At 59.2% G+C, this 26,420-nt stretch carries 22 protein-coding genes; 13 read left to right on the plus strand and 9 right to left on the minus strand.

Going from position 1 to position 26,420, the window contains the following annotated elements:
- Positions 1–135: 135 nt before the first annotated feature.
- From DTW90_RS33760 to DTW90_RS33770, 3 genes are all read right to left on the minus strand, one after another.
- A complete protein-coding gene (locus DTW90_RS33760; RefSeq protein WP_132523372.1) occupies positions 136–945 on the minus strand; it encodes a PhnD/SsuA/transferrin family substrate-binding protein in 810 nt (269 codons plus the stop codon).
- Between the two features lie 156 nt (positions 946–1,101).
- Positions 1,102–2,349, minus strand: coding sequence for a DUF763 domain-containing protein (locus DTW90_RS33765; RefSeq protein WP_132523374.1), 1,248 nt, complete (start codon positions 2,347–2,349; stop codon positions 1,102–1,104).
- An 89-nt stretch (positions 2,350–2,438) separates the two neighbouring features.
- Positions 2,439–3,782 carry a sorbosone dehydrogenase family protein gene (locus tag DTW90_RS33770; RefSeq protein WP_149344200.1) on the minus strand — a complete coding sequence of 448 codons (1,344 nt, stop codon included), beginning with the start codon at positions 3,780–3,782 and terminating at the stop codon, positions 2,439–2,441.
- 171 nt (positions 3,783–3,953) lie between these two features.
- Between DTW90_RS33770 and DTW90_RS33775 the strand changes: the two genes are divergently transcribed.
- The 3 genes from DTW90_RS33775 to DTW90_RS33785 all read left to right on the plus strand — a co-directional run bounded on the left by DTW90_RS33775 (position 3,954) and on the right by DTW90_RS33785 (position 6,699).
- Complete coding sequence (locus tag DTW90_RS33775; protein WP_132523378.1) at positions 3,954–4,910, plus strand: ABC transporter substrate-binding protein; 957 nt, start codon at positions 3,954–3,956, stop codon at positions 4,908–4,910.
- A gap of 116 nt (positions 4,911–5,026) precedes the next feature.
- Positions 5,027–5,908 carry an ABC transporter permease gene (locus DTW90_RS33780; RefSeq protein ID WP_132523380.1) on the plus strand — a complete coding sequence of 294 codons (882 nt, stop codon included), beginning with the start codon at positions 5,027–5,029 and terminating at the stop codon, positions 5,906–5,908.
- Positions 5,905–6,699 carry an ABC transporter ATP-binding protein gene (locus DTW90_RS33785; RefSeq protein WP_132523382.1) on the plus strand — a complete coding sequence of 265 codons (795 nt, stop codon included), beginning with the start codon at positions 5,905–5,907 and terminating at the stop codon, positions 6,697–6,699. Before DTW90_RS33780 ends, DTW90_RS33785 begins: the two co-directional genes overlap by 4 nt.
- 43 nt (positions 6,700–6,742) lie before the next feature.
- Here the strand turns inward: DTW90_RS33785 and DTW90_RS33790 are convergent, their stop codons facing one another.
- Positions 6,743–7,555: an aldolase/citrate lyase family protein gene (locus DTW90_RS33790; protein ID WP_188080151.1), complete on the minus strand. Its 813-nt coding sequence runs from the start codon at positions 7,553–7,555 to the stop codon at positions 6,743–6,745.
- 259 nt (positions 7,556–7,814) lie between these two features.
- On the opposite strand from DTW90_RS33790, the gene DTW90_RS33795 reads away from it, so the two are divergent.
- The 3 genes from DTW90_RS33795 to DTW90_RS33805 all read left to right on the plus strand — a co-directional run bounded on the left by DTW90_RS33795 (position 7,815) and on the right by DTW90_RS33805 (position 12,562).
- A complete protein-coding gene (locus DTW90_RS33795) occupies positions 7,815–11,081 on the plus strand; it encodes a cellobiose phosphorylase (RefSeq protein WP_149344203.1) in 3,267 nt (1,088 codons plus the stop codon).
- Positions 11,082–11,115: 34 nt separating this feature from the next.
- A complete protein-coding gene (locus tag DTW90_RS33800) occupies positions 11,116–12,012 on the plus strand; it encodes an aminoglycoside phosphotransferase family protein (protein WP_149344205.1) in 897 nt (298 codons plus the stop codon).
- Between the two features lie 61 nt (positions 12,013–12,073).
- Positions 12,074–12,562, plus strand: a complete 489-nt coding sequence (locus DTW90_RS33805) for a cupin domain-containing protein (protein ID WP_132523390.1) — start codon at positions 12,074–12,076, stop codon at positions 12,560–12,562.
- A gap of 82 nt (positions 12,563–12,644) precedes the next feature.
- On the opposite strand, the gene DTW90_RS33810 is transcribed toward DTW90_RS33805, so the two are convergent.
- From DTW90_RS33810 to DTW90_RS33825, 4 genes are all read right to left on the minus strand, one after another.
- Positions 12,645–13,838: a glycosyltransferase gene (locus DTW90_RS33810; RefSeq protein WP_132523392.1), complete on the minus strand. Its 1,194-nt coding sequence runs from the start codon at positions 13,836–13,838 to the stop codon at positions 12,645–12,647.
- A 102-nt stretch (positions 13,839–13,940) separates the two neighbouring features.
- The gene (locus tag DTW90_RS33815; RefSeq protein WP_188080149.1) at positions 13,941–15,314 is read right to left on the minus strand and encodes a polysaccharide pyruvyl transferase family protein; all 1,374 of its coding nucleotides are present in this window, start codon (positions 15,312–15,314) and stop codon (positions 13,941–13,943) included.
- Positions 15,311–16,696 carry a glycosyltransferase family 4 protein gene (locus DTW90_RS33820; protein WP_132523396.1) on the minus strand — a complete coding sequence of 462 codons (1,386 nt, stop codon included), beginning with the start codon at positions 16,694–16,696 and terminating at the stop codon, positions 15,311–15,313. Before DTW90_RS33820 ends, DTW90_RS33815 begins: the two co-directional genes overlap by 4 nt.
- Positions 16,697–16,865: 169 nt before the next feature.
- Positions 16,866–17,591 (minus strand): Crp/Fnr family transcriptional regulator, encoded by a 726-nt coding sequence (locus tag DTW90_RS33825; protein ID WP_132523398.1) that lies wholly within the window; start codon positions 17,589–17,591, stop codon positions 16,866–16,868.
- A gap of 292 nt (positions 17,592–17,883) precedes the next feature.
- Here DTW90_RS33825 and DTW90_RS33830 point away from each other — a divergent pair, with 292 nt between their 5' ends.
- From DTW90_RS33830 to DTW90_RS33860, 7 genes are all read left to right on the plus strand, one after another.
- Positions 17,884–18,516: a sugar transferase gene (locus tag DTW90_RS33830; protein WP_132523399.1), complete on the plus strand. Its 633-nt coding sequence runs from the start codon at positions 17,884–17,886 to the stop codon at positions 18,514–18,516.
- A 66-nt stretch (positions 18,517–18,582) separates the two neighbouring features.
- Positions 18,583–20,103, plus strand: coding sequence for a hypothetical protein (locus DTW90_RS33835; RefSeq protein WP_149344209.1), 1,521 nt, complete (start codon positions 18,583–18,585; stop codon positions 20,101–20,103).
- Positions 20,096–21,853, plus strand: a complete 1,758-nt coding sequence (locus tag DTW90_RS33840; protein ID WP_132523401.1) for a Wzz/FepE/Etk N-terminal domain-containing protein — start codon at positions 20,096–20,098, stop codon at positions 21,851–21,853. Before DTW90_RS33835 ends, DTW90_RS33840 begins: the two co-directional genes overlap by 8 nt.
- 1 nt (position 21,854) lies before the next feature.
- The gene (locus tag DTW90_RS33845) at positions 21,855–22,475 is read left to right on the plus strand and encodes a methyltransferase domain-containing protein (protein ID WP_132523402.1); all 621 of its coding nucleotides are present in this window, start codon (positions 21,855–21,857) and stop codon (positions 22,473–22,475) included.
- Positions 22,476–22,496: 21 nt separating this feature from the next.
- Positions 22,497–23,420, plus strand: coding sequence for a glycosyltransferase (locus DTW90_RS33850; RefSeq protein WP_132523403.1), 924 nt, complete (start codon positions 22,497–22,499; stop codon positions 23,418–23,420).
- Positions 23,421–23,492: 72 nt separating this feature from the next.
- On the plus strand, positions 23,493–24,347 hold the full coding sequence (locus DTW90_RS33855) for a hypothetical protein (RefSeq protein WP_132523404.1): 855 nt from the start codon (positions 23,493–23,495) through the stop codon (positions 24,345–24,347).
- A gap of 13 nt (positions 24,348–24,360) precedes the next feature.
- Complete coding sequence (locus DTW90_RS33860) at positions 24,361–25,422, plus strand: glycosyltransferase (RefSeq protein ID WP_165927825.1); 1,062 nt, start codon at positions 24,361–24,363, stop codon at positions 25,420–25,422.
- A gap of 56 nt (positions 25,423–25,478) precedes the next feature.
- Here DTW90_RS33860 and DTW90_RS33865 read toward each other — a convergent pair whose 3' ends face one another.
- Entirely contained in the window at positions 25,479–26,303 is an 825-nt protein-coding gene (locus DTW90_RS33865) for a glycoside hydrolase family 16 protein (protein ID WP_132523406.1), read from the minus strand.
- Positions 26,304–26,420 lie beyond the last annotated feature (117 nt).

Raw genomic sequence — 26,420 nt, forward strand, 5'->3', positions numbered from 1 at the left:
GATCGATGTCTCAAATTGATACAGGTTCCGCCTTAGCGGCCGTCCGGCTGGCTAAGGTCGACCAAGTTTGGAGCATGCTGCCCTCTATCGGATCATGACGATCTGCCGTTGAGCGTCAGCCGACGACGTCAGAAATCACGCGACAGCCGGATAATTCAGGCGATCGGCTTCGCGTTCGAATTCCGCAAGAGGCTCATAGTCGGCATCGGAAAGAACGGCGAACTCTGTGAGCGAAAGCGTGGCGCGGGTTTCTGCAAGCGCCGGATCGGTGACCGCCTTTTCGAGCACGCGCCTCAGGCCGGCGACTTCCTCGTCGGAGGCGTTCGCCCGGGTAATCAAGGGCAGTCCCGGCCCCCTGGCGGTCTGCGAGAGCACGCGGATGCCGGAAAGCGCCTGCGGATCGAAACGCTGAACATTGCCATATGTGATGCAGTCGATGGCGGCCACGTCCGCCTCGCCTGTCCTCACGGCATCGATGCTGCTGCGATGGCCGCCGGTCGCGATGACTGAGGAGAGAAACGGTCGCCCCCCGGCAATCGGCGCGATTGCAGCACGAAATAGATTGGCACCGGAATTGCTGCCCGGATCATTGATCGCTGCCCTGGCGCCGCGCAAATCCTCCAGTGAACGCACCTCGGAGCCGCTGCGCACAATGATAAAACTGCACATGTTCGGCCCGTCGCAGCCGGCATGCGAATAGGCCGGCGTTGCCACGAGACGCACCTTACCGCGCAGATGCCTTACATAGGGATAGCCGCAGGTTTGGGCGAGCAGTAGGTCTGGATGGAGCCACGCTTCGTTATAGGGCAACTCCGCATCCAGTGCCTCTGGCACATCCGCAAAACCTTCCTGCCGCAGACCGTCACGGAGGAAATTCCATAGGGCATTGGTGGCAGCGGCAACAGGCGGAGAGGTTGTGTACATGGCAAGGCTTGCGAGACGCATTCAGGCTCTTTCACGTTCCGGCAGAGACGCTTGAAGTCGATATCTAACCCGCGCCGACTGTCAATCCTGCATGACGTGTCTCGCAACGATGACACACTCGCCAATGTCGAGATTGGGCAATGGAGCGTCGAGTTTTTCCAGGAGATCTTGAATAGCTTACGTCTCGTCGGCAGGCGGCTCCCAGCCGAAGACGCTGCGCCCGCCGAAGGCTGCCGATTGACGGAATTCGCCCGCAACGATTTCCTTGAGATCCGGGCCGGTCACATAGCGCTCGAGCTGACGCGACTGGTCATCCAGTCGCCTCAGAGCCTGCAACTCCTCCTCACGCCCCAGCTTGCCCTTCAAGACTGCCGACTTCATCACTTTGATCGTCTCGTCATAGACTTTCAGCGGCACCGGAAAAGGATGACGATCCTTGCCACCATGGGCGAGCGAAAAACGAGCCGGATCGGAGAAACGGCAGGGAGCGCCATGCACGACTTCAGCGACCATCGCCAACGCCTTCACAGTGCGGGCGCCCACTCCCGGCGTGAGCAGCAATTCCTCAAAGTCCCGCGGTCCGCGGTCGGCGGCAGCGGCAAGATTGCTATGCAAGCGCTTCATGTTGACGTCGCTTTCCCTGACATCGTGATGGGCCGGCATGATCAGGTGCGGCAGAAGCGGCTGCTCGGGAAGAGGCAATGCGCTCCTGGCGTCAATGGCGAGAGCGGCAGCTTCGCGCACAATTCGATCAGGACCGAGCGTGGCCAAAAGGTCCAGTTGTCCCCGGCGGGACCGTTCGGCTCGCACGTCGGCAAGATTGATGATCTCGCCCTGGGTCCGGCCTTCGATTGCGCTATGGGGCGAATCGACGAAGCTTTTCAAACCCTCTGACAGCCAATGGTATCGTCGCGCCTGCCGCTTGTCCTCGTTCATTCCTTGCTGGACAACGACCCAATGCCCATCGTCTGTCACGATGAAGCCATGGAGATAAAGATCGAAGCCATCCTGCAGAGCCGCGCTGTCGACCTTGGCCACTAGCCGGCTGACATTGGCGAGCCGGTTGCCATCCAGACCGACGCGGTCGCCGATCGAAAGGAGCTCGCCCGGCGTCTTGCGCGATTGCGCGCCACGTCCGCCGCAGACATGGATGCCGAGCTCTCCGGATAGCGGCGTCAGTCCCCGCTTCAGGGCACCGAGCACGCTGGTGGTAATCCCGGAAGAATGCCAGTCCATCCCCATGACGGCGCCGAAGGATTGAAACCAGAAGGGATGAGCAAGACGGCGCAGCAATTCGTCGCGACCATAGTGGATGACGATCGCCTCGGTCATGACGGCGCCGAGCTTGGTCATGCGGTCGCCGAGCCATTTCGGCACCCTGCCTCCATGGAGTGGAAGGTCCGCACTGCCTGATCTGTTTGCCATATTGCCTATCTGTGGTGACTATCCCGCGATTATAAGCGGGGTTCGCTGAAATAATACGGTAGATCGCAACAAATCCGGGCAACGGAATACTATTGCGCCGCTGCCGGCGTGACGCGCCAGATGGTATTGCCGACATCGTCGGCGACCAGCAGCGCGCCTTTGAGATCGATGGCGACGCCGACCGGCCGGCCCATCGCCTTTCCGTCGGCCCCGACGAAGCCGGTCAGGATATCGCGTGGCGGACCGGAGGGTTTCCCGTCCGTGAAGGGTACGTAGATGACCTTGTAGCCGCTCCGGGGCCTGCGGTTCCAGGAGCCATGCTGGCCGACGAAAGCACCGCCGACATAGGCCTTGCCGAAGAGATTGCTGGTGTTAAAGGTCAGTCCAAGCGAGGCCGTGTGGGGACCGAGCGCATAGTCCGGCATGGTGGCCTTCGCAACCATGTCCGGGTCCTGCGGCTTGACGCGGCCGTCGACGTGCTGACCGAAATAGCTGTATGGCCAGCCATAGAACGCGCCGTCCTTTAGCGAAGTCATGTAATCAGGAACGAGATCGCTGCCGAGTTCGTCGCGCTCGTTGACTGCTACCCACAGCTCACCGCTCTGAGGCTGCCATGACAATCCGTTCGGATTGCGCAGTCCGGTCGCAAACGGCCTGATCTGACGCGTCGCCAGATCGATCTCGATCACGCGGGCACGGTCGCCTTCGACCTCGAGGCCGTTCTCGCCGACATTGCTGTTCGATCCAACCGTGGCATAGAGCTTCTTGCCATCAGGGCTGGCGATCACATCCTTGGTCCAGTGATGATTGATCGGGCCGGCCGGGAGATCGACAATCTTTTCGCCTGGCGCAGTGATCTCGGTTTCTCCATCCTTGTAGTGATAGGCCATGATGGAATCGGTGTTGGCGACGTAGAAAATGCCGTTCGACAGCGTCATTCCGAAAGGCGAATTCAGTCCCTTCAGGAAAATCGTGCGCAACTCGGCGACGCCATTGCCGTCAGCATCTCTGAGCAGCGTTATCCGGTTGGCGCTCTCTACCTTCGCGCCCACCTGCTTCATGACCAGCCCCGCAATCCAATGCTTGAGACTGAAGCCGGTATCGTCATGTTCCGCCGGCTCGTTGCTCTCTGCGACAAGCACATCGCCGTTCGGCAGCACATGCAGCCACCGCGGATGATCGAGCCCCCTCGCGAAGGCTTCAACCTTGAGCCCGTCACCGACTTTCGGCGTCACGCCATCAGGCCATGCGGATGCCGGCGCCGCATTGACGGTGGGGATGAGAGTGCGATTGGGACCGGGCAGGGTCGGCGATGGCCCATAACCCTGCTCGATAGGAACGGTTGCGGATTCACGCTGGAAAAGGAAAAGGCCCGTAACCCCCGCAGCCGCGAGAAAGAGAAGGATGGCGATAGCGCCAACAAGCCTTTTCATGCAAAAATCTCCTGCCATGCCTCGAAAAAGCAACTCTCGGCTTAAGATTTCCCCATCACTTGCGGTCGTCAATCACAGATCAAAAACTTTCATCCTTGCAGTCGAGCGCAACGATTGATTTGAAGCAGAGCTTTGCCTATGAAGCCAAAAACAACATTGGGAGGACTATCAATGCGATCGATACTGCTTGCGCTTGCAGCCACCTTGGCCCTGTCGGTCTCGGCAAAGGCCGCCGACACCGTAACCGTCGCCATCACGGCGATCGTCGAACATCCGGCCCTCGATGCGGCCCGCAAGGGCGTTCTCGATGCGCTGACGGCAGCCGGCTACAAGGAGGGACAGAACCTGAAGTTCGTCTTCCAGTCGGCGCAGGGCAACCCCGCGACGGCGGCCCAGATTGCCCGTCAGTTCGCCGGCGACAATCCGAACGTCATCGTGCCGATCTCCACGCCGTCTGCCCAGGCGGTCGTCTCGGCGACCCACGACATTCCGGTCGTCTTCACCGCTGTTACCGATCCGGTCGGCGCGCAGCTCGTCAAGAGCCTGGACAAGCCCGGCGGCAACGTCACCGGCCTTTCCGACATGTCGCCGGTCGGCGAGCATCTCGCTCTGATCAAGGAGATCCTGCCGAACGTCAAAAAGATCGGCTATCTCTATAATGCCGGTGAAGCGAATTCGGTATCGCTGCTCGCCGTCCTCAAGGCCGAAGCAGCAAAGGCCGGCGTGACCGTCGTCGAATCCGCAGCCGCCAAGTCTGCAGACGTTCAGGGCGCCGCTCGTGCGCTCGTCGGCCGCGCGGATGCGATCTACATCCCGACCGACAACACGATCATCTCGGCGCTCGAAGGTGCTGTCGCCGTTGCCGAGGAAGCAAAGCTGCCGCTGTTCACCGCCGATACGGACTCCGTCTCGCGCGGCTCGATCGCCGCTCTCGGCTTCAATTACTACGACGTCGGCAAGCAGACGGGTGATATCGTCGTGCGTATCCTCAAGGGCGAAAATCCGGGCGACATCCCGGTCAAGATCGCCTCCGGCAGCGATCTCGTCGTCAACAAGGCGTCTGCCGCAAAGATGGGCGTGACCGTTCCTGACAGCGTGTTGAAGCGCGCTTCCAAGGTTATCGAATAACGCCTGGCGACTGCCGCTATCGATAAAATACAGCCGTTTCCGTTTTCCGACGGGAACGGCTGATGGTATTAAGAGCTTACTTCCCGAAGGCCGGGAAGGGATGAAGGGCGAACAACTTGAGTCAGATCGCATTCTGGGGAGCTGTTGAACTGGGGCTGGTCTATGCCTTTGTCGCACTCGGCGTCTACCTAGCCTTCCGTGTCCTGGATTTCCCGGACCTAACCGTCGACGGATCCTTTCCTTTGGGCGCCGCAGTCACGGCAGTGCTGATCACCGCCGGCGTCAATGCGTGGCTGGCCGCCCTCGTTGCCATGGCGGCAGGTTCTGCTGCCGGCCTTGTCACGGCGATGCTCAACGTCCGCTTCCGCATTCTCAATCTGCTGGCATCGATCCTGACCATGATCGCGCTTTTCTCGGTCAATCTGAGGGTGATGGGCAAACCCAATGTCGCGCTGATCAACGCCGACACGATGATCAGTCCGTTCTTCGGCCATGGCCTTAGGGATTTCTACGTGCGCCCGCTCTTCGTGGGCGTTCTGGTTGTTGTCGCCGTCATTGTGGTCTGGCGTTTTCTCGAAAGCGATGCCGGGCTTGCCATGCGCGCAACGGGCGCCAATGCACGCATGGCCCGCGCGCAAGGCGTGGATACCAGTCGCCAGATCTATCTCGGCATGGCGATCTCGAACGCGCTGGTTGCCCTCGGCGGTTCGCTTTTTGCCCAGACCAACGGCTTTGCCGATGTGACATCGGGTATCGGCACGATCGTCGTCGGTCTTGCCGCTGTCATCATCGGCGAAACGCTGCTTGGTCGCCGCGGTCTGCTGATTGCCCTGATCGGCTGCGTGCTCGGCTCTATCCTCTACCGTATCGCTATCCAGCTTGCCCTCTCGTCTGATGTCCTGGGTTTGCAGGCCTCGGATCTGAATTTCGTGACGGCTTTCCTGGTCACAGTCGCACTCGTTCTGCCCCGGCTTCGCCGCGGAGGTGCCGCAGCATGATCAATCTGAAGAATATCAAGGTCGTCTTCGGACGCGGCACACCTCTGCAGAAACAGGCGCTGAACGGCGTCAACCTGACGATCGAGGAAGGCTCCTTCGTCACCGTCATCGGCTCGAACGGCGCGGGCAAATCAACCTTGCTCGGTGTGCTGGCCGGCGACGTGCTGGCAACAGAAGGCCAGGTATTGATCGGCAATACCGATGTCACGCGCAAGACCACGTCTGCGCGCGCTGGCCTGGTGGCCCGCGTTTTTCAGGACCCACTGGCGGGCAGCTGCGGTGCTCTCTCCATCGAGGAGAACCTGGCGCTTGCGGCGAGACGTGGAGAACGGCGCGGCCTGGTGCCGGCGCTCGGCGCAAAGCGGCGCGACCATTTTCGCGCCCGAATTGCGGAGCTCAACCTCGGTCTCGAGAACCGCATGAAGGACCGCATGGACCTTCTCTCGGGCGGTCAGCGGCAGGCGGTATCGCTTGTCATGGCGACCTTGGCCGGATCGGAAGTGCTGCTGCTTGACGAGCATACGGCAGCCCTCGACCCTGGCATGGCTGAGTTCATCATGACCCTCACGCAGAAGATCGTCTCGGAGCGAAAGCTGACGACATTGATGGTGACACACTCGATGCGCCAGGCGCTCGATTACGGCCACAGGACGATCATGCTGCACGGCGGCGAGCTTGTTCTCGACGTCCATGGCGATAACCGCAAGACGCTCACGGTCGAAGACCTGATCGACATGTTCCGCAAGATGCGCGGCCAGACCTTGGACGACGACGCCCTTCTGATCGGCTAGCACGCATTTGCGATGTCGATCGGCCGGTCGGCGTCTGTGATACCTAGGCCTGCTTAGTTGAGCCGCCTGCAGCCGTCTCGCGAGCAGTCGTTATTGCCGCGCGGGCGCCTGCTCGAAGCTGGGCGCTGTCGCCGCCAGCGATGACGAAGTGAAAGCCGAGCTTCAGGAGCTGACCTGCCCTGACCCCGTCGCTGCCGAACGCACAGATGAACTTGCCATGATGCTGGCAGCGCTCCAGCGCCTGAGCCATGACACGATCGATTTCGGCCGAGTTCGGGGCAAGTGCTGCACCGTCCGATAGCGCGATCGAAAGATCAGAGGGGCCGATGAAGATACCGTCTATGCCGTCGACGGCAAGAATTTCATCGATGGCCTCAAGCGCTGCGCGCGTTTCGACCATGGCGATCGTGACTGTTAGCTGGTTGGCTGATTTGAGGTAGGCATCCGGCGAAAGACCGTTGTAGTTGAGCGCCAGCGCCGGTCCCCAGCTCCGTTCGCCGAGCGGCAGATACTTCGTCGCCTTGACGAACTGCTCCGCATCGCTGGCCGAATTGATCATCGGCGCGATGATGCCGGAAGCGCCGGCATCGAGAAGGCGCGAGGCGGAGGCGAAATCGCCGACCGGAATGCGTGCTACGGCCGGCTTGCCGGCAAGACGAACCTGACCGATAGCGGTGGCCGCGGAGGCGATGTCCCACATCCCGTGCTGCAGGTCGATCACGACAGCATCGAACGGCTCCTGGGCAAAGAAATTTGCAAGAAGCGGGTCGGGGATCCCGATCCAGGCGGAGATCATGCCGTCGGTCTTACGCTTCTTTAGCTTTTCGGCAAACGCCTCACTAGTCGATGTGCTGATCATGCCCTTCTCCTCCGTTCGGCCAGTCCTCTGCGTTGTGATATTGCCTGTGCTGGATAATTTGCGCGAGGACCAAGCGCCTCCATGCGATAATATGCTGCAGCCTCATCATATCGGGTCCGGCACAAGATCGATACCGGTCGCGGAGCTGCTCAAGCGGATGCGCTCCCTGTCTTAAAAAAAACGTGCGTTTCCTTCTATTATGGCATGAGTGCCTATGGTTTAGTCTCCCCCATCCTGAATCAGCGAGACCTTGATCATGTCCTCCGAATCCAGTCGCAGCTTTCAAACGCCCCGCCGTGAAGAGCTTGGTCTCTTCACGCTGAACAACGAAGCCGGCCTGTCGGTATCAGCATTGCCGAATGGCACCCTGTTTTCGATCGATTATGGCGATCCCAAGGGATCCGTCATGATAAACCAGGTGCTCGGCTCGCCGATCTATGGTGGTATCGGACGGCTCTATCTGCGGATTGGCGGGGCTGAACCCCGCGTTGCGCAAATCGTCGGCCCAAAGGCGGCGGTCCAGTTCAGCAAGGATGCAGGTGGTTTTTCCTGGACCGGCGAGACCAGCGGCGTTCGCCACACCGTCCGGCTGGAGCTGCTTCCGAAGGAGGCGACCTGGTTCTGGCGCGTTTCACTTGAAAACCAGGGCAAGACGGCTGTACCGGCCGATCTCATCCTCGTACAGGATGTCGGCCTCGGCGACCGCGGCTTCCTGATGAACAGCGAGGCCTATGCCTCGCAGTATGTCGATCATCATATTGCCGTGCATCCGACCTTCGGCGCCGTCATCATGAACCGCCAGAACCTGAAGCAAGGCGGCGGACGCAGTCCCTGGTTGGCCCAGGGCTGCATCGACGGATCGGCAGCCTATGCGACCGATGCGATCCAGCTGGTTTTTCCGGCGGGCAGCAACGACGGTGAGATGGTTCCGGCTTTCGGCACCAGCCTGCCGAGCGAGCGCCGCCAGCATGAAGTCGCCTGCCCCACGATACAGTCGAAGACGCTGACGCTTGCGCCCGGCAAAGCCGTCTCCACTGCATTTTTCGCGCTGTTCCTTGCGGACCATCCAGAAGCATCCAGCGATGCCGATCTTTCGCGTCTCGATGGGATCTCGCAAGCTGCGAAGACGCCCGTAACTGCAAGCACCGCCGAGACAGTTACTGTCCGCAGCCTCGTGCAGGACGCACCGCTGGCGCAGGCATCGTCGCTGGACGAGGCGGCGATTGGGCGGCTCTATCCGGCCCGGCAGCTGGAGGAGCGTGTCGATGGCCGGTTGCTTTCCTTCTTCGTCCCCGATGGCCTTCAGAACCGTCATATCGTCTTGCGCGACAAGGAACTGATCGTTGCGCGGCGGCACGGCTCGATCGTGCGCAGCGGCCACAACATGTTGCTCGACGACAAGACGCTGGCTGCGACCTGCTGGATGCAAGGCATCTTCGCGGCACAGCTGACGATCGGCAATACCTCATTCCACAAGCTGTTTTCCGTTTCGCGCGATCCCTACAATCTGACGCGCGCAAGCGGCCTGCGCATCCTCGTCGAGACAGCGCAGGGCTGGCAGCTGCTCGGCGTGCCGTCCGTCTTCGACATGGGCCTCAGCGATTGCCGCTGGATATACAAACTTGCAGACAGCACCATCACCGTGACGGCAATCGCTTCCGGAGACGATCCGGCGATGCAATGGACGGTCAATGTCGAGGGTAATCCTTGCCGCTTCCTGGTCTTCGGCCAACTGGTGCTTGGCGAGCGCGAATATGAGGCAAGCAGCCGCATCGAATTCGAGGCCGGACGGAAGAGCGTTACCTTCACGCCGGACCCGAACTGGCTCTGGGGCCAGCGTTACCCCGAGGCCTCCTACTCGCTGGTAACGTCGACGCCTGACGCGATCGAGGTCATCGGTGGCGACGAGCTTCTCTATACGGATGGCGTCGCTCGCAACGGTCCCTTCGTTGCACTCAGATCCCACGCGACGCGGACGCTGACCTTCGCAGTCACCGGCTCGATGACCGATGCCGGAGAAGCCAGAGATCTCGCCCAGCGCTATGCGGCCGGCGTGGACAGCAAAGCTATGCTGGAGCCAGCAATGCGCTTCTGGGACCATGTCACGCGCGGCTTCCAACTTACGGGCACAGGGGAGCATGCGGCTGCCCAGGCGACGATGGTCCCATGGCTTGCGCATGATGCCCTCGTGCATCTCACCGTGCCGCATGGTCTTGAGCAATATACGGGCGCTGCGTGGGGCACCCGCGATGTGTGCCAGGGACCGATCGAGTTCTTGCTGGCCTATGAACATGATGCCGAGGTCAAGGACATCCTGCGTACCACCTTTTCGGAGCAGTACCGCGACCGCGGAGATTGGCCGCAATGGTTCATGCTGGAGCCCTATGCCAACATCCGCGCAGGTGAAAGCCACGGCGATATCGTCGTCTGGCCGCTGAAGGCGCTTTGCGACTATCTCGAAGCGACGGACGATCTCGGCTTCCTCGACGAGGCCGTCTCATGGCGCGCCGACGACACCATGCAGAAAACGGATGAAACCGCCACCATCGCGGACCATATCGACAAACTGCTTGCGACGGTCCGCGACCGCTTCATTCCCGGCACATCGCTGATCCGATATGGCGAAGGCGACTGGAACGACTCCCTGCAGCCCGCCGACCCGCATCTGCGCGACTGGATGGTCAGCAGCTGGACAGTGTCGCTACTCTACGAGCAGGTTGTTCGCTACTCCGTCCTGATGGACCGGATCGGCAACGACCAACAGGCAAAGACGCTCGCCGAGACGGCGGCGGCGATGAAGCTGGATTTCAACCGCCACCTCATCCGCGACGGCATCGTTGCCGGCTATGGCCTGTTCGATCCGAGCCATGACGGCGTGGAGCTGCTGCTGCATCCGGAAGATCAGCGCACGGGCCTGAATTATTCCCTGATCTCGATGACACAGGCGATGATCGGCGGCCTGTTCACGCCGGAACAGCGACACAGCCATTTGAAGCTGATCGGGGAGCATCTGCTCTTCCCCGACGGCACCCGGCTCATGGAAAAGCCCGCCACCTATGCCGGCGGCCCGGAAACGCTATTCCGCCGCGCCGAATCCTCGTCCTTCTTCGGTCGCGAGATCGGCCTGATGTATGTCCACGCACATCTTCGCTATTGCGAGGCGCTTGTGATGGATGGCGACGCGGAAGAGGTCTGGAACGCGTTGGCGCTGGCCAATCCAATCGCCGTGACGGACCGTCTGCCGAATGCCTCGTTGCGCCAGCGCAATACGTATTTCAGCAGCAGCGACGCAGCCTTTCATGACCGCTACAAGGCATCAAGCGACTGGGATCGCGTCAAGAGCGGGACGATCGCCGTCGACGGCGGCTGGCGCACTTATTCGAGCGGGCCGGGACTGTTTACCAAGGGTCTCATTTCCAACGTGTTCGGCTTCAAGCGGCAATTCGGCGAGCGAATCCGTACCCCCTTGCTGCCCGCTTCGGCCGCCGTCTCCGAGATCAAGTTGGCGCTCGATCAATCCTGATCGAGTGCAGGCTAATTGAGGGGAAGGACATTCGATGGCAGGAAGCGGAAGGCTCTCTATAGACGTTCCGCTCGTGCGCAGTCTGGTGGCAAGGCAATTTCCGCAATGGGCCGACCTGCCCATACAGGCAGTCAAATGGAACGGATGGGATAACGCAACATTCCATCTCGGCGACCGCATGAAGGTGCGGTTGCCAAGCGCTGAGCGTTATGTTCCCCAAGTCGAGAAGGAACATCGCTGGCTGCCGAAGCTGGCGCCATATCTGCCGCTTCCCATCCCCGTCCCTCTGGCAACAGGCGTACCGGGTGAAGGCTATCCCTGGCCCTGGTCAATCTATGAATGGATAGATGGTGACACGGCTTCCCTCGAACACATCTGCAATCTCCCGGAATTCGCCGTCGATATCGCCGAATTCCTGATTACTCTTCAGCGGATCGACGCGACAGACGGCCCGCGTGCGGGTCAGAAGAATTTCTTTCGCGGCGGACCGTTGAGCGTCTACGATGCGGAAACCAGAGCGGCAATCAAGAGATTGCGCGACGAAATCGATGTGGGTGGAGCGACAAGCGTCTGGGATGCCGCCTTGTCGGCGGAATGGCGAGATAGGCCCGTGTGGGTGCATGGAGACGTGAGCGTCGGTAATCTCCTTGTCAGGAATGGGCGCCTGAGCGCTGTCATCGATTTTGGCAGCTGCGCGATCGGCGATCCTGCCTGCGACCTCGTTATTACGTGGACATTTCTGAGAGGCCAGAGCCGTGAAGCCTTTCGTGCGGCCATGTCAGCGGATGATGCGACATGGGCACGCGCCCGTGGCTGGGCCTTATGGAAGGCTTTGATTACATATGCCAATGGTGGCGGGGCACACCCGGCGGAAATCAGCGCTCGCCGGATCATCGAAGAGATCGTGGCCGAGCATAGGCAGGCAGCCTGATGTTTCGCATCTCGCCTGCGCTATCTGCGATCGATATATCTACTGATATCTGGAGGACAAAATGACGGACGATCACAACCATGACCACGATCACCACGCACCGATCGACTGGCGTGATAACGGCGTGAAAGTCATTCCCGGCAATTCGCTTGATCCGAATACCGCCCAGACGCCCGGCATGAACCGCGCAACCGCAATCAGCAACGCCCGGGCCGGTGCCGAGAAGATCTGGGCCGGCACGGTAACCATCCACGCCAATGCGAAGACCGGCGCACATCATCATGGCGATCTGGAAAGCATAATCTACGTCGTCAAGGGAAAGGCGCGGATGCGCTGGGGCGAAAGCCTGGAATATGTGGCTGAAGCCGGTCCCGGCGATTTCATCTATGTGCCGCCCTACGTCCCGCATCAGGAAATCAATGCCAGCCGCGACGAGACACTGGAATGCGTGCTGGTTCGCACCGGTCAGGAGCCCGTGGTCGTAAACCTCGATATAGATCCGGTCGAAAAACCGGAAGAGGTTTTATGGAAAGACCCTATCCATCGTTGAGACGGCCGGCGCCATCCGCCCCCGAGACGGCGGCAGTGCGGAAGGCACATGTCGTCAGTTCTACCCGTACTGCCGAATGGATCTAGTGCGAAGACGCTACCGTTGTTCGGACCGCCTGCACTGCACCGACCGGCAGAGTGACGGTGTGGTGAGAGACCCCATCCGCTCTTTCGGGGCGACCGGCTCTTGCGGCATGAAGCTCCTCGTCGACGACAGCTCGCATTCCCTCCTTGAACCGCTCCTGGTTGAAGTGCGTAGCATGCAAGCGAATTCGCTGGGGCCGGAAGACGGCCTCCTTTTCCTCGAACTCCTGAACTGCCGTCATCAGCGCATCGACAGATTGCTCGTAGAATAGCACACCGCTCAGATCGGGAACGACGGTTTCCAATGCCCCGCCCTGTCCGAATGCGATGACCGGCTTGCCGCTTGCCATCGCCTCGACCGGCACCATTCCGAAATCCTCCTCACCCGGAAAGATGAGAGCGCGGCAACGCGCAAGCGCGTCCTGTAGGACAGGAAACGGCGCCCTTCCCCAGAACTGAATTGTCGGTCCGGCCATCTGCTTGAGGCGGTCGATATCCTTGCCCTCGCCGATGACGACGAGGTTGCGATTTAATTTGGTGAACGCGGCCACGGCAAGATCGATGCGCTTATAGGGAACGATCTGCCCGGCGCAGAGATAGAAATCATCCGATTCATTGGACAGCTTGAAATCGCCGACGGCAACGGGTGGATAGATGACCGTTGCAGAGCGACGGTAGTATTTCTGGATGCGCGCAGCGACATGATAGGAATTCGCAACGAACCGATCCACACGCATGCTGGTGCTGACGTCCCATGACCGAAGCATGGGCGCAACAATCGGCAGCATCATGCGCGGCAGATGCCCGGCATTGGCGCGATATGTCTGGTAGTGATCCCAGAGATAACGCATCGGCGAGTGGCAGTAGCATATATGCGGCGCGTGCGGCGGCGGAATGATCCCTTTCGCCGGGCCGGATTCGCTCGATATTATCAGGTCGTAACCGCTGAGATCGAAGCTTTCCAAAGCAAAGGGCATCAAGGGGAGCAGCGATTGATAATTGCGCACTGCACCCGGGATATGTTGAAGGAAGGAGGTCTTTACGTTGCGGCTTCTGATCTTTTCGGAGACGCGCTCCTTGTCATAGACGAGCGTGAAGATGTCGGCCTCGGGATAGAGGTCGCAGAGGGCTTCTATGACTTTTTCTCCGCCCCGCATCGAGACGAGCCAGTAGTGAACGATCGCCACGCGCATGCTCGATTCTCCATTGAAGTTATCGCTTAGAAACAAAATGCAGAAGCCGTTTGACCAAGCCCCCTTACTCATGCTTCCAAGATCGAGGCGCATGCCTCTTCCTCAGGAATGCATTGCAGAGGTCTCGACGTCTTCCCTTCCCCATTCAAACTGCTTCGCGTGGGAGGACGGTCCGGCGACTGCCTCCAAGAGCTGTGAAACGCCTTCCCATGTCTCCCAAAGCACCTGCTTGCGCCTCTTCTCGCAAATGCCTTCCGCGGCGGTGCGGCAAGCAAGCTCGACCGCTGATTGCGCCGTCGTTTTCTCCAGGTCGCAAAGCCAATTTTCTCGACTGACCGACATCAGGAAGAAGCGCAATTTTCGGTCCCAGGAGAGACCAAGTGCCGGTACGCCGTAGGAATATGCTGCAATTATCGCGTGCAGCCTGTGGGCTATAAGAACATCAAGGCCGGAAATGACCGCGCAGAGCTCCTTCGGCGTACGCGGCTGCTGAAACGTGACAGCGGCCCCGCCAGCGGCAGCCAGGTAGGGCCGCAACTGCTCCAGGTAAGACACATCCTCCGGGCTGCCATTCGTAAAGACAACGGTCTGGAACCCCTTGGAGACGAATGACCGCACGAGCTCGATATACCAATCTCTCAGATAGGCCGGATCCGGCGCGGAGTTGGTGTGGTATCGGATAGCAAGATGGCTTGTCACGCCGATGCCCGCCACAGGCGACCGTCGCTCGCTGCTCTGGGACGAGCGTGGAAAGAAATCCGACGCCAGCAGGCCGGGATCGCGCACGATCCGAGCCTCGATACCAAGAGATTCGCCGAATCTCTGATCCCACAATACCTTGGACTGGTGATCCCGCATGAAGACCTTGCGCAGGAGGCTGCTTGAAAATGCCTCCCTCAACATGCTCGTGCCCTGCGATGTCCACCCCAGAGTAACGCCAGTGGCATATATGACGAATGGCAGTGACAACCGTTCCAGTTCCGCTACGGCGAAGGTGAGCTTTGTCGGGAAGTTGAGATCCAGATCCGATATGAGATTGCCGCCCCCGATCGCGGCGCCCGTTGCGCCCTTGAGGCCATCGGCATAGTGGGGACGCCACTTTCGCCGGGCCTGCGCTGCAAGCAGAGGGCGGATGATCCGATGGCGCAATGTTTTCGGCATGCGGTCGAGCGCCAGCAGGATCTGCGCGCGACCTGCGGATGCCTCGCCATAGCGCTTGCGTCCGGCGAGGTCGACCGACCAGGTATCATTGCCGGCACCCAGCGCAATAGCTGCTCTTTCCAGGCATTCCGCGATGAGGCCGTCGCCGAGATTGGGACTATACTTCACATTCAGGAGCCTGAGGCGTGGTGGCTCGTCGGTACCCCGCGCATATCGCAACCCGGCAATATCAGTCTGAACAGCCCAGGTGTCTTCCTTGCGGCCGGTGACCGATGGCAGATTGGAAACAGACGCCAAACCGGGATTGTCAGTCATGCCGGATCCTTCTGCTCTAGCAAGTTCTGATAGTGCCCGATAAGTCCATCCCGCCATTCGGTTGGGGTCGTGGCGGGTCGCACGACTGCTTCAAAGGCCCTGATGCTCATTGCCCGGATCTCCTCGCGAGGCATGTAGGCAACGCGCCGTAGCGTTGCCTGGAATGCCTCCGAATTGGTCGTATCGCAGCCTATCGCGACACCGGCTGAGACCATTTCGTCCGCCAGATATGCCTTGTCGGATAAAATGACCGGAATTCCGCTGAGCGACGCCTCCAGCGCCACGAGACCGAAAGGCTCCGGATACCGTGTCGGCAAGATAACCGCCCTCGCCTTTCGGATACGGGCGGCGATTTCCTGGTGCGTGTGCCAACCGAGGAGACGGATGGACGGGCCGTATTTAGCAAGGTTTTTTGCCAACGGCCCATTTCCGATGACATTCAACCTGATACCTGCTCCAACCGCGGCAGCAGCGACATCCTCGATTCCCTTTTCCGTGTCGAGCCGGCCGACGAAGAAGAATTCCGAATTCTCTTCGGCGCGAACCCGCTCCTTGGTGAAGGGAACGACCGGATTGCGCAGGGTATGAAGCGAAGCTTCGGGAAACCCCGAACGCTCGAAGAGCGGCGCCATTTTTTCGTGGATCAGAATGATATTGCTAAAAGGCGCTTTCCCATTCGACAGCAGAGCGTGCAATCTCGACGAACGGGCCGCCCTCCACAACTTTTGGGCGTAATTGCGCTTATCGCACTGGGTCGTGATGCACTTGAGGCTCAGTGGCTCCAGATCGCATAGCTTCTGGGAAGGATAATCGTAGAAAGCGCCATTTGGGCAGGCCAGGAAAAAATCATGCGCGTGGATAACGGTTCGAGCCGCCACCCGCGACAGCGCGACGAAAATTGCCGGCGACAATATCTTTGCCCAACCGTGAACGTGATAGATCGTGCGCGGCGTATCATGTGCCTCGATCCACCGGGCAACCATCGCCTTGGCAGCGGCATTGTGAATGCCTTTCACAATGCTCGAGCCCGGATCTGCCGTCAGAATGGATTCACCGCCGAGCGCCACCACCTCGACGGCCGGACCGGCCAATTGTGGATCGCCCTCGTCGCCGCAGATATACGTGATCGGAATGCCGAGTTGCCTAAACAGCCGCAGTGAAAGCAGCGCCAGGCCGCTGCAGCCGCCATTCGTTGCCGAAAAGTCGTTGATAATGACGACCCGGTCGATATCAGCCACGCGAACTGCCGCTTGAGCACCGTCCGCACCAACCTCATCGTCGATAACGCCGTGAAAATTGGTATGCATCATGGAAGGACGGGCGGCTTCGCCGGTGCGGCGATATTCACGCTGTACGACCATGGGCAACACTGGTTGTGACATCGGGCGATCCGTGGCTATCAGGAAGATGTTCGACTTGGAATACTCCGCCCGGCGAACCAGGCTGAGGAATCGTCCGATACTGAAAAGCCACCAATGTCGTGCTTCGGCACGATGGCTTTCCTGTAGAGGCTGACTACGTGCTGGCGCGGCTTTGCCATCTCCAGCCGGATCAACAGACCGCGTAAGCGTGCAATGCGCGTGGGTTTGTGATCGTGATTGCGCCGGGCGCCAGATCGACTATCCGACTACGCTCCCACTCTCTCAGACACCTGTTCACCTTTTCGCGCGACGCCGGCAACATGGACGCCAGTTCGTGCTGCGACAGGTTGATCGTCCTCGTCATGCATTCGGGACCGTATGATGCCTCACCGGTGCCGTACTGCGTCTCGCCGGCCGATAAGCGGAGCAGCGTATTGGCGAGGCGAGATGAAACACTCAGCTTCGCAAGATTGATGAGCCGGTCTTCCAGTTCAGTTACCCGGCGTACCACATAATATAAAAGACTTGCGCACAGGCTCGGGTCCGTCTCGACGGCATCGCGAATGAGCTTTCCATCTAGCGACCAGATTTCGCAGGAGGTCAAAGCGTGGACCTGGAAAAGCGGCTTCGTGCGCCGCAGGACATCGATCTCGCCAAATATGCTGCCGGGCATCAGCGTGTCGACCACGAATTCCCGCCCATCGAGGAGGTATGTTAGCACCTTCACGGCACCACTTTGCATAAACAGGATATGGTTCGAAGGTTCGTCCCGCTGGGAGATTAACGCGCCTTTTTCATAGCAGCGGACAGTTCGCGTCTTGAGCAGCCTCTCCGTCAAATCAGAGCCTATTACAGAAAAGAATCCACATTGACTTATACGGAGCCGATCCTGGGTGCTCTGAACATCATCCTGCATAACAATCTCCTCAACATATTGCGGAGTCACAAACGCCTAAGTTGCAGACTCTGAAGTTCAACGGGATAAATTTGGCATGACGGTTGGCACAACCCCGTAGAAGATAAAGGTGAATCTTGCCGTTGACTATGACCTTGGTCACAGACAGGGGAAGTGGAATGACGTTATGTATGGGGTGACCGATAGTAAGTGTGTAGAAAATAGGAGGTTTCGCGTGAGAAGAAATCTTCGAGAGCCTTCCGTATCCAAGCCCTCCGAGGGATATATTACGAGCAAAATAACAGGCAAAGGTATGATGAATACTTCCTTTGCGGTAGGTGGGTTATTCAAAAGGACTATGGATGTCTTTCTTGCATCTTTAGCATTATTTTTTATCCTGCCAATTCTCATCATGGTTGCACTCATCGTCAAACTTCAGGACGGCGGCCCAATCTTATTCGTGCACCAGCGAATAGGCTTCCAAGGTCGCATGTTCGGATGCCTCAAATTCCGGACTATGTGCTGCAACGCCGAGGCCCGTCTTGATCAATATCTGCACGCAAATCCGCAAGCCGCTCTTGAATGGAAAACGACGCAGAAGCTGAAGACAGACCCGCGCGTGACGGTGGCGGGCAGCGTTCTGCGCCGCCTAAGCTTTGATGAGCTGCCGCAGCTGATCAATGTCATCAAAGGTGAAATGAGCCTCGTCGGCCCACGCCCCATAACAGCCGACGAATTGCGCAGGTATGGCCGCGACGCGGTCTATTATCTGGCTGTCAGGCCCGGTCTGACAGGAGCTTGGCAGGTGAGCGGCCGAAACGACGTCTCCTATGAGGAGCGCGTCCGGCTGGATACCGACTATTGCAAGACCTGGTCCGGAGCGAAGGACATGAACATCATGCTTCGCACCTTGCCGGTTCTCTTTTTCAGACGTGGTTCCTATTGAGATGGTTGGGCCCGTTAGGGCCCCGCCGACGCAGTCTTCATTTGAATTCTCACGACAGGTCAGGACATGAGTGTTGAGCCGATCGGAATAATTGTCGCCATACTTGGAATAGCTACGATTTTCCTCGGCCTGAACTTAGGCGCCTATGTACTTTGCCTCAGTGCGCTTCTCGGTTCCGCCGCCGCTCTGCTTATGCCGGGGCTAGGCGGCACCAGTATTCAGCCGTTTCACTTCGTTCTGCTGTTTCTCGCCTTCGCGGTCGCGTTGCGGCCAAGGACGCTGTCGGCGTCCTTTTCCTCTCTTTCCTATCCGGGGCCGGGCTTCTGGTACACGCTTTTCATCATCTACGGCGTTCTGACGGCCTTCTTTCTTCCGCGAATCTTCACCGGCGTGACCCTCGTCTATTCGTTGGCACGTGGCGAAGGCATGCACGGCATTGTCGTGAACCCGCTGACACCGAATGCGAGCAATCTGACCCAGGCCGTTTACATGCTGGGCGGGCTTGCCTGTTTTGCGATCGTCGCCGGCATCAGCCGGCTGGGCGGCCTTGTCATTTTCGCGCGGGCGCTGATCGTCGCGGGCGGCGTTTGCATATTTTTCGCAATCGCCGACATGGCCACTTACCTGACCGGCACCAGCTTTCTCCTCTCGCCCATCCGCAATGCCAATTATCGCATGTTGGACGATGGTGATGTCGAGGGATTCAAGCGTATTGTCGGCTCATACACGGAAGCGGGCGCCTTTGGTTATGCGGCGCTGGCGCTGTTTTCTTTCCTCCTCATTCTCAAGCTCGAGGGCTTTCAAGCCCGCTTTCTTGGGACGATCACCGCGGCACTAGCGGTATCTCTCGTCCTGTGCACCTCGACGACTGCCTATCTGGCGACCGGGCTGACAGGGCTGATCGTGCTTGCCTTTTGCATTAGCCGCGTCTTGCAACGCAAAGCCAGCTACCGACACCTGACCTATATTGCAGCATGCCTCCTTGCCTTGCCTCTGCTCGTCATGGCCGTGATGCTGATCCCCTCCGTCTCCGAGAGCGTCAGCAACCTCATCCACGCTACGATGACCACGAAGCTGGAATCACAATCCGGCGAGGAGAGGATGCGGTGGAACCAGCAGGCGATCGCGTCCTTCTTCGATACCAGCGGAATGGGTGCGGGGCTTGGCAGCATCAGGACATCAAGCTTTCTCATTGCCCTGCTCGCCAATGTCGGCATTCCCGGGACAGTGATCTGCCTATTTTTCTTCCTCAGCCTCATCCGCTTCGTCCTCCAGCGTGACCAGAAGGAAGGACCGGACGGCATAATAGGCCTTGCCGCTCTCCTTTCCTGCATCTCCCAATTCGTCGCCGCGTCCATAGCCGCCGGCGCGATCGATCTTGGGCCGCTCTTCGGCATTACCGCCGGCCTTGCGGCCGGCTACGGCCTCGGCCCCGTTTCAAGCCTGGCACATGGCGGTCGTGATGACCGGCGTCGGCACGGCCTTCCCTGGCCTCCGCCCAATCCCGTGCTTCAATCCTCCATTGCGGCAACCATCGAAGCACCTTCTGGCATTCCGCCCCGAACCCGGGAGGTGAGCCGTGTATAATCAGCCCATTACCCTTGCCTATCCGACATCGACGGAAACCGTTCGCGAGAAGCCGCTTCAGATCAGCCGGCTCATTCGCTTCCTGTTCGACAACTGGATGCTTATTGCGGGCTGCACCGTATTCTTCTCGCTGATAATGCTGCTCTACGTCATCATCACGCCCGCCACTTACGTCGCAAGCGTGCAGCTTCTTTTCAGCCCGCAAACCGTACAGGCTGAGGGCTCTCAACGACCCTCGCTCGATGAGGCACTCGTCGAAGGCGAGTTGGAAATCGTAAAATCCAGCGATGTCCTGCGAGGCGTCATCCGGGAAATGAACTTGGATGAAGACCCGGAATTCACGGCCCGCCGCGCTTCGGTTTCAAGTGGGTTGCGCTCCCTTGCCTCTGCCATATCCTCTGGCGGTACGCCGGAGGTGAAGGTTGAGAAGACAGGTTTCAACCTCGACGATCCCACCGAAAACTACATCATTTCCGCTCTTCGGGGCCAACTCTGGGTGCGCCAGGTAGGCCAGTCGAATGTGATGGAGATAACTGCAAGCTCCATCGACCCCAAGAAGTCGGCCCAGCTCGCAAATGCGATCGCTGAACAGTATATCGCCCATGACGTGCTGATGAAATCGCAGTCCGCCCAGCAGGCGAGCGAATGGCTGGAGCAACGCGTCGCGACCCTTAGAGAGGAAGTGTTTACCGCCGACCGTGCGGTGGTCCAGTTCCAATCCTCGGGTAATCCCGGTGACCAATTCAAGCTGTCCGAGCTCAAAAGCGTCGCGGACACCTACCGGCGCCTTTACGAGACCTATCTTCTGAATTGGACGGAAGCCAAGCAGAAGATTTCCTATCCTGTATCCGACGCGATGTTTGTCTCGCGCGCGATCGTGCCGGTGTCCAAGAGCCAGCCGAAGCGTGTTCTTCTGATGGCATTTGCTGTCGTCCTTGGCCTCAGCACCGGCCTGATCGTTGCCATCATCCGACACTTTGCGAGCCGCGTCGTCACATCGATGGATCGCATCACGGTTGAGACCGCAGTGCCCTGCATCGGCGCGGTAGCGCTGGCGGGAGGCAAACCCAACCAGAACGGCCCCATATTGAGCCTGCCGCGCGTTCAGGGACTAGGCCAGGAAAATGCCGCCTGGAACCGCGGCTTCAACCGCGACCTGCGCAATCTCAAAGCGACCGTCACGGGAATGCGTCGCAGCCGCAAAGCCAATCTGATCGGCGTCGTCGGCGTGGATTCCAAGGCCGGCGCAACGACGATCGCCTACAATCTCGCAATTCTTGCCTCCTCCTCGGGCTCGAAGACGCTGCTGATCGACGCGAGCGCAGCCAACCCGACGCTGAGCAGAACCTTCACGGCGGAGCAGTCGATCGGCCTGATGGAAATGCTGGACGACAGACAGGCCTACATCGATTTCATGAGCCGGGTGGAAAGACGGCTTACGATACTTCCCGTCGGCGCGTTTCAGGATGTGACGCCGGGCGAACGGATCGGCTCCGAACGCATCGCCTTCAGCTTCGCCGACCTGAAGGATCGCTTCGATCTCATCCTCGTTGACCTTCCCTCCATGCCGGGCTCGTCCGATGCCAAGGCGGTCGCGCCGCATCTCGACGGCTCGATTATCGTGGTCCGCAGCGGCCAGACACCATTCGATGCGCTCGATCGCGCTGTTGACGCTCTTCGCGAAGTCAACGCCGAACTCCTGGGTATCGTTCTCAATGCAACTTCGTCCAGAAAGACAGGAAGGCGGTAATATGAATATCGAGCTCATTCGCAGACATCCCCAACTCAAGGATCGCCTTCGCAAGACATTGCATTCCATCGGTTATGAGACCGATGATTGGGTTCGCGTCATGCTCTATCGCGACGCCTTTGCCTTCATTCGCAAACTTGGTCCCGAAAATCTCGATGTCATGGAAGTATCGGGCGGCGTCCAATGGCAGCGCCAGTTCACATTCAAATCCTATCTGGCAACCGAATATCCCGGCTTCGACATCTGCAGCGAAACTCTTCCAGACCGTTTCGACCTCATCATCGCCGACCAGGTCTTCGAGCATCTGAAATGGCCGATGCGGGCTGCGCGCAATGTCTACGAGATGCTGCGGCCAGGCGGATATTTTATCATCGCGACACCCTTCCTGCTTCGGGTGCACGCATCGCCGATCGACTGCAACCGCTGGACCGAAACCGGTCTCTCCTGCCTCCTGCAGGAAGCCGGATTTCCCGAGGATGCGATCACGACGAAATCCTGGGGCAACCGCAGCTGCGTTCAAGCAAATTTCAAGCGCTGGCCGAAGGGCGGCTTCCTGGGATCCATGAAAAACGAGCCGGACTTTCCTGTGATGGTGTGGGCCTTCGCACGAAAACCTGCATGAACCGACGGAGTAACAACGAGTATGGGTGCTGAGTTCATATCTGACCAGGTTCTGCGATCGGCTGCAAAACAGATGCGGATCGGGATCGCAATAGCGACGGCAGGTCGCGCTGACGTCCTGCTGCAAACCATAGCTTTCATCGGACAACAGACGCGCGCACCGGACGCTATCTTCGTATGCGCGCCGAGCGAAGCCGATATAGCCGGGCTACGATCGGCATATCCGAAAATCAGCTGCCTTCTTGCGCCGAAGGGGCTGCCCCATCAGCGCAATCGCCTGATGGACGCCGCCAGCGCTATCGACGTCCTCCTTTTCCTCGATGATGACTTCATCATGGCGCCAGACTATCTCGCGGAAATGGAAGCTATTTTCCGCGAGCATTCCGAGGTCGTGATGACAACGGGACGCGTCGTGGCGGACGGCGTCACGGGAGCCGGCTTATCAGCTGACGAAGCCGAGGAACGACTTGCGGCGGCCGGCGCTCCGCGACCCGTTCCCCTGTCGGTTGTCTATAACGGCTACGGCTGCAACATGGCCGTCCGCATGGCGGTCGTCCGGACGCAGCGGCTGCGTTTCGATGAGGAACTGCCTCTCTATGCCTGGCTAGAAGATGTCGATTTCAGCCGCAGCATGGCGCCCTTTGGCTGGATCGTTCGCGTCGAGCGCGCACGCGGGGTGCACCTCGGCGTAAAATCCGGCCGGCAACCCGGCGCTCGCCTGGGATATTCGCAGATTGCCAATCCCTGCTACCTGATCGCAAAGGGAACATGCTCCTGGAAAATGGGCCTCCTGCAAATGGCAAGGAATCTCGCGGCCAACATCTACGGCACGTTGAGACAGGAGAAAGCGATAGATCGCAGAGGACGTCTGCGCGGCAACGCAATGGCCGTGATGGACCTCGTGCTGCAACGCATGACGCCGGCGCGCGCTTTGCAGCAGCAATGACCACATCGTCTATTCGAAGAATACGCTTGCACGGAAAATTTCATCCACCGCGGCTTTAACGGAGGAAATCAGATGCGTCATGCGACATGGAATGCGATCGAGGCAAATCCCTTTGCCATGCGGATCTATCAATCCTACCGACGGCTTCCGGAAGAAGTCCGGGCGCCCACCCGCTGGGTGGTGACGCCCCGCTGGCAAGCGGCCTGCGCAATCGTCAGGCGGACTGCAGGCAACGAGGTGCTTTCAGGACCGTTTCGCGGCATGAAACTCCACCTCAGCCCGCTTTCGAAGCGGCAGCTCCTAGGATATCTGCTCGGGACACAGGAACTGGAGCTGTTTCCCATCATCGAGGACATCGTCAGCCGGCCCTACAGCACCGTCATCAACATCGGCGTTGCCGACGGCTACTATGCGATCGGTCTGGCACGGCGCATGCCCTCTACGCCTGTCATCGGCTTCGAAGGCCTCCCGGAACATCATGAGCCATTCTGGCAAACCGCCCGTGCAAACGGCGTCGCCGATAGAATTACTCTCAGGGGGTTCTGCACGGCGCCGGACCTGCGCGATGCGTTGGATAGAGCTGGGCCCCGCCCCTTCATCCTTTGTGATATCGAAGGCGGCGAAAAGGAATTGCTCGACAATTCCGCCATTCCAGAACTCAACAGGGCCGATATCCTCGTCGAAACCCATGACGGCCTCGTTCGGGGATGCACCGAGCGCCTGGTCCAGCGTTTCAGTGCGACCCACGACATAAAGTCTGTCTACGCGCGCCCACGCACGATGGCTGACTTCCCCGCCAGGGAACTGCCTTTCCTGGCAAGATGGATGTCGGGCACGGCAGTCGAACTCATGAACGAGCGGCGCACAGGTGTTCAGGAATGGCTGTTCATGACACCCCGGCGGACCGGGGAGACGGACAAGCAATAGGAGGATGGCCCCCATGCGCATCCTTCTTGCCAGCGGAACTCCGCACTTGCCGCAACTTATCGGCGGCCTCGAGATCAACACGCATCACCTCGCGCTCGAACTTAACGAGCGCGGATGCAGCACGGGCGTACTCTCGAAACTCTCGCTCCGGGATTCTTTCGGCGCGATGCGTTTTGCCGCGAGTTGTGCGCAATTCAAGAATGTGGTCGTCGATCGGTCGCTGGGCTATGAGGTCTATCGTTGTCTGAGACCATGGAAGGATTTGCGCGGTCTCGTCTTGCCGCAAGTCGTGGTGATCCAGAACGGAAACATGGTGCAGATGGGCCGCGCCTTTCGAGAGAAAGGCATAGCCAGTATCGCCTATCTGCACGGACTGGAATTCGACGGAGAGTCGGGTAATTGGCCTGATAAGGCAGAGGATCTGCCATTCTCAGCCTATATCGGCAATTCACTTTTCACCGCGGCCAGGTTCAAGGCACGTTACGGCATCGATACCGCGGTCATTCCCCCCATATTTCGGCCGGATGTCTACCGGACCTATGGCGAGGGGCGGCACGTCACCTTCATCAATCCTATCCAGGCAAAGGGGCTGGACATTGCGCTCGCCGTTGCAACGCTCTGCCCTGATATCCCCTTCCTCTTTGTTCGCGCCTGGCCGCTCTCCAAGAAGGAGGAGGCAGAGCTTCAGCGGCGTCTGGCAATGCTTGCGAATGTCCGGCTGGTTGATCGCACAACGGACATGGCAAGCATCTACAAACAGACTAGAATTCTCTTCGTTCCTACCCAGTGGCAGGAGACATGGGGAAGGGTCGTCAGCGAAGCCCATTTCAGCGGCATTCCAGTGCTGTCCAGCGACCTCGGAGGTCTATCCGAATCCGTCGGCCCCGGCGGCATTCTCGTCAACGCCGACGCATCGCCGATCATCTGGGCGGAGCATCTACGCCTCCTATGGAACGACCCAACCGTCTATCAGGAAAAACGTGAAGCCGCTTTCGCCTATGCCGATCGACCGGAGATCATGGTCGATCGCCAGATGGAGCAATTTGTCGACATTACAGAGCGGGTCGCGGCATGAGACTTCAATACAGCCATCCCGCACCCGGTTTCAGTGCGCCAGTTGCCGGTTGCTCCTTAAGTGCCGGGGAAGGCCCAGGAGCGAACGTAGTCGACTTCCATGACCGATGGGCTCGGCGCCTTGTCGATTGGCCATCCGCCGCCCAATCCGAGATCGACGAGGACAGTGAAGGGAACATCGAGTTCACGCGGCGTCGCGATTGCCCAAATTTGCTTGCGATCGAGGTAGAACCGAATTCTATCCGGCTGGACGGCAACGCCGTAAGTATGAAAGTCGGTGGTCAGGCTTCCGCTCGGCACCGCGACGCGTTGATGAAAGCTCTGGCTGAGCGAGGGGGTCTTGTGATCCCAAATGTGCAACGACGCCACGTACTGTCCCGGAAACTGGCCGTAGTACTCGACGACATCAAGTTCGATCCCCTTCTTTTCTGTATTGCTGACCAGCCAGAAGGCGGGCCACATGCCGTCGCCCGCAGGAAAGCGGGCACGCATTTCGAAATAACCGTATTTCTGCTTGAACCCATTTCCCTTCTGATCGGTCGAGGACAGCAGCCCGGAGCGCCACTTTCCGTCGTCGCCCTTTCGTGCTTCGATCCGGAGCATCCCGTCGCGGGTGGTGAAGGGGAAATCCGGGCCAGGGTCGGTAAAGCGCGCATCGCCGAAGTCACCGTTCCAGGGGGTGTGCGCAATCCATCGCGTTCCCGGTCCCCATGCGGATACATCAAGCTTATCGAAGTTTTCGTCAAAAGTCGGGGTCAGGGAAGTCGGATCGATGGGCGCCGATTGCGCAGTCGCCGGACTGTCCGGTCCGGTTACGATCAAATTGACGCCAATGTATATAACCAAGGCTGCGATCGCACTCTTTACAAGAACCGACCTCATTTTCAATCCCCGCTCACTGCGTCCATGCATTCATCCGCATCGTATAACAGATCACATGATATATCCATCATATTATTCGAGAAATCTAAGAAAAAAAGAAAGTATTGAGGACGAATA

It is taken from the genome of Neorhizobium sp. P12A (assembly GCF_008365395.1).
Taxonomy (GTDB): domain Bacteria; phylum Pseudomonadota; class Alphaproteobacteria; order Rhizobiales; family Rhizobiaceae; genus Rhizobium.